The following is a 6,539-nucleotide window of genomic DNA, read 5'->3' on the forward strand; positions in this document are numbered from 1 at the left end:
CCCAGGCAAACCCTCCCCGGCCCACCCCCACAAACCCAGACGTTCGCTGAGCCGTCCGGGGCGTGTTACCCGGCGATCACGTGGTGGGCGGCTCCGTGCCTGATGGTCTTCAGACGTGACTGCGGTGCGTGAAGAATTCACCCAGACCCCCGATCCGCTTCCCCGCCGTGCCGTTCGCCTGGCCGTGCTCGGCGACTCCACCGCCGTGGGCCTCGGCGACCCCGTCCCCGGCGGCTCCTGGCGTGGCGTCGGCCCGCTGGTGGCCGCCGCGCTGGGCATCCCGCCCGCCGGGTACCTCAACACCGCCTTCACCGGGGCCCGGATGCGCTGCGTGCGCACCGGCCAGCTGCCGGCGGCCCTGCACCACCGGCCCGACGTCGCGGTCGTGATCGTCGGCATGAACGACACCCTCCGCTCCGACTTCGACCCCCTCGGCATGGCCCGCGACCTCGAACACGTGGTGACCGCCCTGCAAGCCGTCGGCGCCACCGTCGTCACCATGCGCTTCCACGACCACAGCCGCGTCTTCCGGCTGCCCGGCCCGTTGCGCCGCGCCCTCACCGCGCGCATCACCGAGCTCAACGACGTCATCGAACTCGTCACCCGCCGCCACGGCGCCACCTGCCTCGACCTGGGCTCGCTGCCCGGCGCGTACGACCTCGCCGCCTGGAGCGTCGACCGGCTGCACCCCTCCGAACTGGGCCACCGCCTCCTGGCGCGCGGGGTGACCGAACTCCTCGCCGACGCCGGGATCGCCGTGCCCTCGCCGGTGAGCCTCGTCTGCTCCGGCGGCGTCGCGCCCAGCACCGTCGACCACGTGGGCTGGCTCGTGCTCAAGGGCATCCCGTGGCTGTGGCGCCGCGGCCGCGACCTGCTGCCCTACGCGGCCGCCATCGTGGCCCGGTCGGCGGCCGAGTCCTGGCGCGCCCGGCGCGTCGAGCCCCTGGAACTGGAGGCGGCGCCGCGACCGGCGGAGCAGTGACGGTTTCGTCGGGGGTCCGCATTACGGTGGAGGCGTGCAGGACGAACTCTTCACGGTGAACCCGGACCTGGAGCCGCCGCCGGAGCGCGTGACGCAGCCCCAGACGGCGCCGGTCCCGCCGGGTTCGCCCCTCGCCGTCCGGATGCGGCCGCGCTCGCTCGACGAGGTGGTCGGGCAGCAGCACCTCCTCGGCGAAGGCGCCCCGCTGCGCCGCCTCGTCGAGGGCGCCGCCCCGGCCTCGGTGCTCCTCTACGGCCCGCCCGGCACCGGCAAGACCACCCTCGCCAACCTCGTCTCCACCGCCACCGGCCGCCGCTTCGTCGCGCTGTCCGCGCTCTCCGCCGGCGTCAAGGAGGTCCGCGGCGTCATCGAGGAAGCCCGGCGCCGCCGCCAGTACAACGCCGAGAACACCGTCCTGTTCATCGACGAGGTGCACCGCTTCTCCAAGACCCAGCAGGACGCCCTGCTCGGCGCGGTCGAGGACCGCACGGTCCTGCTCGTCGCCGCCACCACCGAGAACCCGTCGTTCTCCGTCGTCTCCCCGCTGCTGTCCCGCTCGCTCGTGCTGCAGCTCAAACCCCTCACCGACGACGACGTGCGCTTGCTCATCCGCCGCGCGCTGGCCGACGAGCGCGGCCTGGACGGCGAGCTGGAACTCACGCCGGAGGCCGAGGACCACCTCGTCCGCCTGGCCTCCGGCGACGCCCGCCGCGCGCTGACCGCACTCGAAGCCGCCGCCGACGCCGCGTCGGCCACCGAGCACAAGACCATCGACCTGCCGATCGTCGAGTCCACCGTGGACAAGGCGGCGGTGCGCTACGACCGCGACGGCGACCAGCACTACGACGTCGTCAGCGCCTTCATCAAGTCCATCCGCGGCTCCGACGTGGACGCCGCGCTGCACTACCTGGCCCGCATGATCGAGGCGGGGGAGGACCCGCGGTTCCTCGCCCGCCGCCTCGTCGTGCACGCCAGCGAGGACATCGGCATGGCCGACCCGACCGCGCTGCAGACCGCGGTCGCCGCCGCGCACGCCGTCCAGTTCATCGGCATGCCCGAAGGCAGGCTCGCGCTGGCCCAGGCCACCATCCACCTCGCCACCGCCCCCAAGTCGAACGCCGTGGTCACCGGCATCGACGCGGCACTGGCCGACGTGCGCGCCGGCCGCCTGGGCACGGTGCCCCCGCACCTGCGCGACGGCCACTACGCGGGCGCGGCCAAGCTCGGCAACGCCCAGGGCTACCGCTACCCGCACGACGTGCCCGAAGGCGTGGTCGCGCAGCAGTACCCGCCGGACGAGGTGGTGGGCGTGGACTACTACCACCCGACGCAACGCGGCGCCGAACGCACGCTGTCCGAGCGCGTGCCCCGGCTGCGCCGCTCGGTGCGCGGCGGCTGACCGGCGCGCCCGGGCCTGCCGATGACCGGGGCGGCATCGTCACGGACACGCCGCGCGAGGCGGTCGCCGGCGCGGGGTCCGCACCACGCCGAGCGATGCCGGCGCTCGGCTCCGGCCCGGAGGGGCCGTCCAGCCACTGACGGCGACGCACGGTAACCTGACCGGCATTCACGCCGCTAGAACCCGAGGAGGGCCCGTGTCGGCAGGGCAGATCGCCGCGTTGATCGCCGCAGGAGCGTTCGTCCTGCTGGTGCTGCTGCTGGCGATCCCGTTGATCAAGCTCGGTCGCACGCTCGACGAGGCGACGATCGCCATCCGCAAGGCGCACCAGAACTCCGACCCGATCCTGATCGGCGCCAACGAGACGATCACCCACGTCAACACCCAGCTCGAGCGCGTCGACGGGATCACCGCGAACGCCCAGGCCGTGAGCGGCAACGTGTCCGCGCTGTCGTCGGTCTTCACCGCGACCCTCGGCGGCCCGCTGGTCAAGACCGCCGCCCTGTCCTACGGCCTGAGCAAGGCCATCCGCTCCCGCCGCAAGAGCAAGGAGCTCGCCGACGGCAAGCACAGCCGGAAGCGGGGCCGCAAGTGAAGCGCCTGTTCTGGCTCGGCGTCGGCGTCGTGACCGGCGTCGCACTGACCCGCAAGGCAGGTCAAACCGCTCGTCAAGCGTCGCCGGCGGGGTTAGCCTCGAACCTGGGTGACGCCGTGTCGGAGCTGGCCGGCGCCATCGGATCGTTCGGCGCGGACGTGCGCGCCGGGATGAGCGAGCGGGAACAGGAGCTGCGTCACATGGTGGAGGACCGGTCCGGGGTGAGCACCCCGCGCGCCTCCGAAGGCCGGCACGCGGCCCGGCGCCCGGCGCGAGCTCGCCGGGCGGAGGGCTGACGCGGCCCAGCCAGCCGCGCCCTCCGCCGACGCCGCAGCCCCTGACACACGCGGCGCCCGCCGCTTCCCCACGAGGACTGACCAGTGGAAACACACGAGATCAACAAGCGGTTCCTGGCGCACTTCCAGGCCAAGGACCACACCCCGGTGCCCAGCGCGTCGCTGATCCTGGACGACCCGACGCTGCTGTTCGTCAACGCCGGCATGGTCCAGTTCAAGCCGTACTTCCTGGGCGAGGTCCCGCCGCCGTACCCGCGCGCGACCAGCATCCAGAAGTGCGTGCGCACCGGCGACATCGACGAGGTCGGCAAGACCACGCGGCACAACACGTTCTTCCAGATGGCCGGGAACTTCTCCTTCGGCGACTACTTCAAGGAAGGCGCGATCGCCAACGCCTGGGAGCTGATCACCAAGTCCTCCGACGACGGCGGCTTCGGCTTCGACCCCGACCGCATCTGGGTCACCGTCTACGAGAACGACTCCGAAGCGGCGGGCCTGTGGCAGAAGGTCGCCGGCATCCCGTCCGAGCGCATCCAGGCGCGCGACGGCCGCGACAACTACTGGGACATGGGCGTGCCCGGCCCCGGCGGCCCGTGCTCGGAGATCTACTACGACCGCGGCCCGGAGTTCGGCCGCGACGGCGGCCCGGTGGTCGACGAGGACCGCTACCTGGAGATCTGGAACCTCGTGTTCATGCAGGACATCCGGGGTGAGCAGAGCCCGAAGTACGGCCACCCGCCGATCGGCGAGCTGCCGAAGAAGAACATCGACACCGGCATGGGCGTCGAGCGCGTCGCCTACCTGCTGCAGGGCGTGGAGAACGTCTACGAGACCGACCTGGTGCGCCCGGTGATCGCGCGCGCCGAGGAGTTCTCCGGCCGCCGCTACGGCGCGAACCACGCCGACGACGTGCGGTTCCGCGTCATCGCCGACCACGCCCGCTCCGGCGTGATGCTGATCGGCGACGGCGTGACCCCGGGCAACGAGGCACGCGGCTACGTGCTGCGTCGCCTGCTGCGCCGCATCGTGCGCTCGGTGCGCCTGCTCGGCGTGCACGAGCCGGTGCTGCCCGAGTTCGCCGCGGTGGTGCGGGACGCGATGGCGCCGTCCTACCCGGAGATCGCGCGCGACTTCGACCGGATCAGCGACGTCATGCGGGTCGAGGAGGAGGCGTTCCTGCAGACCCTGACCAGCGGGTCGCGGATCTTCGACCTCGCCGCGGAGGAGACCAAGAAGGCCGGCGGCAACGTGCTGGCCGGCGACCGCGCCTTCCAGCTGCACGACACCTACGGCTTCCCGATCGACCTCACCCTCGAAATGGCCGCCGAGCAGGGGCTGTCGGTGGACGAGGACGGGTTCCGGACGCTGATGGAGGAGCAGCGCCAGCGCGCGAAGGCCGACGCGGCGGCCCGCAAGAAGGGCCACGGCGACCTGTCGGTCTACCGCGAGCTGCTGGAGCGGCACGGCGAGACCGACTTCCTCGGCTACACCGACCTGCAGGCCGGCGCCAAGGTCATCGGCCTGCTCAAGGACGGCCAGGGCGTGCCGGTCGTGCGCGAGGGCGACAAGGCCGAGCTGATCCTCGACCGCACCCCGTTCTACGCCGAAAGCGGTGGCCAGGTCGCCGACACCGGTGTCCTGCTCGGCTCCGGCGGTGAGGCCAAGGTCGTCGACGTGCAGAAGGTCGTGCCCGGTCTGTGGGTGCACCGCGTCGAGGTGATCGCGGGCGAGATCGGCCTGGACACCGAGGTCACCGGGTCGGTCGACCAGACCCGCCGCGGCTCGATCGCGCGCTCGCACTCGGCCACCCACCTGGTGCACGCCGCGGTCCGCGGCGCCTACGGCCGCCGCGCCGCGCAGGCCAGTTCGCTGAACTCGCCGGGTCGCATGCGGTTCGACTTCACCACTCCCGGCCCGGTCTCCACCGACGTGCTGACCGAGGTGGAGGAGGAGGTCAACGACTACCTCCAGAACGACGTCGAGGTGCAGACCTACACCACGACCAAGGACAAGGCGCTGGAGCTGGGCGCGGTCGCGCTGTTCGGCGAGAAGTACGGCGACAACGTCCGCGTCGTCGACATGGGCGAGTACTCGCGCGAGCTGTGCGGTGGCACCCACGTGGGCCGCATCGGCGAGCTCGGCCTGGTGAAGCTGGTGTCGGACTCCTCGATCGGCTCCGGCGTGCACCGCGTCGAGGCGCTGGTCGGCACCGACGCGCTCAAGCACGTGCGCAAGGAGCAGCTGCTGGTCTCGCAGCTGGCGAACACCTTCAAGGTGCCCAGCGACGCGCTGCCCTCCCGCATCGAGGACGTGCTGACCCGCCTGCGCAACGCGGAGAAGGAGATCGCCCAGCTGCGCACCCAGCAGGTGCTCGGCTCGGCCGGCTCGCTCGCGGACAAGGCGACCGACGTCCAGGGCGTGTCGCTGGTCGCGGAGAAGCTCGACGGCGACATCGACGCGGGCGCGCTGCGCTCGCTGGCCCAGGAGGTCCGCAACCGGCTCGGCTCGCGCCCCGGTGTGGTCGCGTTGTTCGCGCCGCAGGGCGAGAAGCTCAGCTTCGTCGTGGCCACCACGGCCGCGGCCCGCGACAAGGGCTTCGCGGCGGGCAAGCTGGTGCCGGCCTTCGCGGAGGCGGTCGGTGGCCGCGGCGGCGGCAAGCCGGACCTCGCGCAGGGCGGCGGCAGCAACCCGGCGGGTATCGAGCAGGCCATCACGGCGCTGCGTGGCGCGGTCGCGGCAGGGTGACCGCACGGAAACCGGACCGCCCCGGGGAGCACGATCCCGGGGCCGGCCGGCGGCTCGGCGTCGATGTCGGATCCGTCCGGGTCGGGGTGGCGCTCAGCGATCCCTCGCCCGTCCTCGCCAGCCCGCTGGTTACCCTGTCGCGTGATGCGAACAGCGACAGCGATCTCGAGCAGCTTGCCGCACTGGTGGCCGAACACGAGGTGGTGGAGGTGATCGTGGGACTGCCCCGCACACTCGCCGACCGCCACGGACCGGCTGCGGAGATCGCCGCCGGCTACGCCGACGCCCTCGCCGGGCGGATCGCGCCGGTCCCGGTGCGGCTCGCCGACGAGCGCCTCACCACGGTCAGCGCGTCCCGCATGCTGTCCCAGCGGGGCGTGAAGGGCCGCAAGCAGCGCGCGGTGGTCGACCAGGCCGCCGCCGTGGAGATCCTGCAGGGCTGGCTCGACGCCCGGGCCGCCCACCGGGCACGGGCGGGTGAGGCGTGAGCGAGCAGCCCCCGCACCCCGGTTCCCCGCGTCC

6 protein-coding genes are annotated in these 6,539 nt (G+C 72.8%); all 6 read left to right on the forward strand.

What is annotated here, in order from left to right; all coding sequences use genetic code 11:
- Positions 1 to 124: 124 nt before the first annotated feature.
- The 6 genes from D0D15_RS35035 (at position 125) to ruvX (ending at position 6,505) form a co-directional block, all read left to right on the forward strand.
- On the forward strand, positions 125 to 982 hold the full coding sequence (locus D0D15_RS35035) for an SGNH/GDSL hydrolase family protein (RefSeq protein WP_244215013.1): 858 nt from the start codon (positions 125 to 127) through the stop codon (positions 980 to 982).
- Between the two features lie 34 nt (positions 983 to 1,016).
- A complete protein-coding gene (locus D0D15_RS35040) occupies positions 1,017 to 2,381 on the forward strand; it encodes a replication-associated recombination protein A (RefSeq protein WP_094008020.1) in 1,365 nt (454 codons plus the stop codon).
- 196 nt (positions 2,382 to 2,577) lie between these two features.
- Positions 2,578 to 2,976 (forward strand): DUF948 domain-containing protein, encoded by a 399-nt coding sequence (locus D0D15_RS35045; RefSeq protein WP_094008021.1) that lies wholly within the window; start codon positions 2,578 to 2,580, stop codon positions 2,974 to 2,976.
- Positions 2,973 to 3,272, forward strand: coding sequence for a hypothetical protein (locus D0D15_RS35050; protein WP_094008022.1), 300 nt, complete (start codon positions 2,973 to 2,975; stop codon positions 3,270 to 3,272). Before D0D15_RS35045 ends, D0D15_RS35050 begins: the two co-directional genes overlap by 4 nt.
- A gap of 84 nt (positions 3,273 to 3,356) precedes the next feature.
- Complete coding sequence (alaS, locus tag D0D15_RS35055) at positions 3,357 to 6,017, forward strand: alanine--tRNA ligase (protein ID WP_115945075.1); 2,661 nt, start codon at positions 3,357 to 3,359, stop codon at positions 6,015 to 6,017.
- Positions 6,014 to 6,505 carry a Holliday junction resolvase RuvX gene (ruvX, locus tag D0D15_RS35060; RefSeq protein ID WP_094008024.1) on the forward strand — a complete coding sequence of 164 codons (492 nt, stop codon included), beginning with the start codon at positions 6,014 to 6,016 and terminating at the stop codon, positions 6,503 to 6,505. Before alaS ends, ruvX begins: the two co-directional genes overlap by 4 nt.
- Positions 6,506 to 6,539 lie beyond the last annotated feature (34 nt).

The organism is Amycolatopsis thermalba, assembly GCF_003385215.1.
Classification (GTDB): domain Bacteria; phylum Actinomycetota; class Actinomycetes; order Mycobacteriales; family Pseudonocardiaceae; genus Amycolatopsis_E; species Amycolatopsis_E thermalba.